Source organism: Corallococcus sp. CA041A, assembly GCF_003612075.1.
Classification (GTDB): domain Bacteria; phylum Myxococcota; class Myxococcia; order Myxococcales; family Myxococcaceae; genus Corallococcus; species Corallococcus exiguus.
Genome location: NZ_RAWF01000494.1, coordinates 1 through 2,447 on the forward strand (window position 1 = coordinate 1; position 2,447 = coordinate 2,447).

Sequence of the window (2,447 nt, forward strand, 5' to 3'; positions counted from 1 at the left end):
CCCCAGGGCCCATGCGGCCCCCACCGGGCCCACGCGCGGCACCCACACCGCGCTGCCCAGCGCGACCACGGCCACGGAGACGACGAGCAGCACCACCTGGCCCTTGAGCTCGCGCGCCGCGGTGAGTCCCACCGCGAGGCTCAAGCAGACGTACTCCAGCGCCGCCGCCCCCATCAGCCAGACGAACAACGTGAGATTTCCGGCATAGGCGGCGCCGTAGAAGAGCGTCAGCGCCCACCGGCCGAGCAGCGCCGCACCTGCGATGGCGCACAGGCCCACCCCCGCGGACGCCGCCGTGAAGCCCACCAGCACCTTGCCGTAGCGGCGCGCGTCCCCCGCAGCGTGGTAGCGCCCCAGCCGGGGGCTCACCGCCTGCCCCAGTGAATGCACCACGCGGCCGCCCAGCGCGGCGAAGTACGCGAGCGCGGCGTACATGCCCAGCTCCGCATGGCCCGCGTGTGCCTCCAGCAGGTAGCGGGGGATGTTGGGCCGCAGCGCGCCCATCAGCGCGGTGAGGCCCAGCACCCAGCACAGGAGGAAGAGCGCCTTGAGCCGCGTGCCCTCCGTGCGCCACGGCGTGCGCCAGAGGGTGCTCCAGGGGCGCACGCCGGGGAACTCGCGCCGGAGCGCCCGCGCGTCGAAGACGAAGAGGACGATGGCCCAGGCGAAGGCCATGGCCGCCGCGCCGGCGATGGGGCTGTGCGTGAGCCACAGCGCCAGCGGCACCAGCACCACGGACAGCACGCTCTTGGCGATGGTGGACCGGGCGATGAGCCCCAGCCGCTCCACCTTCTGGAGCGCGCCGTAGAAGACCTCGCTCACCGCCTCGAAGCCCTTGGCCAGCGCCACCAGCGCGATGACCCAGCCCGCGTGGAGCGAGTCCGCCATCCCCGTGGCGATGGCGCAGCACATCGCCACGCCCGCGACGACGTTGAGCACCATCAGGCCCAGGTAGTGCTCGAAGCCGAAGGCGCTCCGGGCGTCCGTGGCCTGGAGCGTGCGCAGCTGCATGCGAGACATCAGCAGCACCGGGGCGGTGATGGCCAGGGCGAGCGCGAACTGGCCCACCTCCTCCATGGTGGCCAGCCGCGCGAAGGCCACCAGGACGCCCCATTGCGCGAGGGCATAGATGAGCCCGGCGGAGAGTGACCAGACGAAGTTGCTCCCCACCGAGCGCGCTGTCATGACCGGGCCGCCGCGCGCTGCAGTACCTCTGACAGCCGTTTCGCCGCGATGTCCGCGGAGTAGCGCTCCCGGCCCAGCTTCCCGGCCAGCGCGCCGGCCTCCGCGAGCCAGCGCGGGTCGCGCAGCCTTTTGGCCAGCATGGCCGCCGCGGCGGGGATGTCCTTGGGCGGCAGCCTGAGGCCAAAGGCCTCCCGGTCCAGCAGCTCCGCCTGCCAGCCGCCGTAGTTGAGCGCCAGCGGACGGCCCGCGGCGAGCGCGTCGAAGAACTTGTTGGCGGAGTTGTCCTGCATGCCCGGCACGTCCGTGAACATCGACGTGGCGATGGTGGCCGCGCTCAGCACCGCGGGCACCTGCTCCTTGGGCACGCTGGGCAGGAAGAAGAGGTTCTGGTTCTTCACGCCCAGCCGCTCCGCCAGCGCGTGCAGCAGGGACTCCTCGCGGCCCTTGCCCATGATGACGAAGCGGACCTCCGGGTCCAGCCTCCGCATCTCCGCGGCCACCCGCACCAGGTACTCCACGCCGTTCACCAGCCCCAGCGTGCCCGCGTACAGCACCATGGGCCTGTCCCCCAGCCACGCGTACTTCTGCCGGAACTCCTGGCCCGCGGACGCCGGCACCTGGAAGCGGTCCGGGTCGCAGAGGTTGGGGATGATGGTGATCTTCTCCGACGGCACGCCCGCCGCCTCCACGCCCGCCTTCATGCCTGGCGACAGCGCGACGATGTGCTCCGCGCCCGCGTACGCGGCCTTCTCCAGCAGCTGCGCGGCCAGGATGGCGGAGCGGCTCTTGAGCGCGCCCACCGCGATGGGGATGGCGGGCCACAAGTCGCGCACCTCGAAGACCATGGGCCGCTTGTTCCACCGCGACGCGGCGATGCCCGGCACCGCGATGGTGAGCGGCGTGCTGGTGGCGAAGAAGACGTCCGCGGGCAGCTGCGCGGCGCGGCGCGTGGAGTTGACCGCGAAGTGGCTGAAGGCCCGGATGCGGTCCGGGTAGCTCATGGCGTTGTTGTACGGCACCGGCAGCCAGTGCACCTGGATGCCGCTCTCGTTGGACTCGCGCCAGCCCTTGCCCGTGCCTCCGTCCGTGCGGGTGTCGGAGGTCACCATGTGGACCTCGTGGCCCATGGAGACCAGGCGCCGCGCGAGCTCATAGGAGCGCGTGCCCCCGTGCATGGTGGGGGTGTTGAAGTACTGATGCAGATAGACGATGCGCATGTCAGGCGGCTCCTGTGAATGAGGGTTGGGGAAGGGGGTGGGGCA

General features: G+C 71.6%; 2 protein-coding genes. Both read right to left on the reverse strand.

Translation table 11 applies throughout. From position 1 onward, the window contains the following. Positions 1 to 1,185: lipopolysaccharide biosynthesis protein (locus D7V77_RS41540; protein WP_147452346.1), on the reverse strand; the 1,185-nt coding region annotated here is incomplete at its 3' end. Continuing rightward, a partial coding sequence (locus D7V77_RS41545) for a glycosyltransferase family 4 protein (protein WP_233597556.1) occupies positions 1,182 to 2,447 on the reverse strand: 1,266 nt, incomplete at its 5' end. The genes D7V77_RS41545 and D7V77_RS41540, both read right to left, overlap by 4 nt.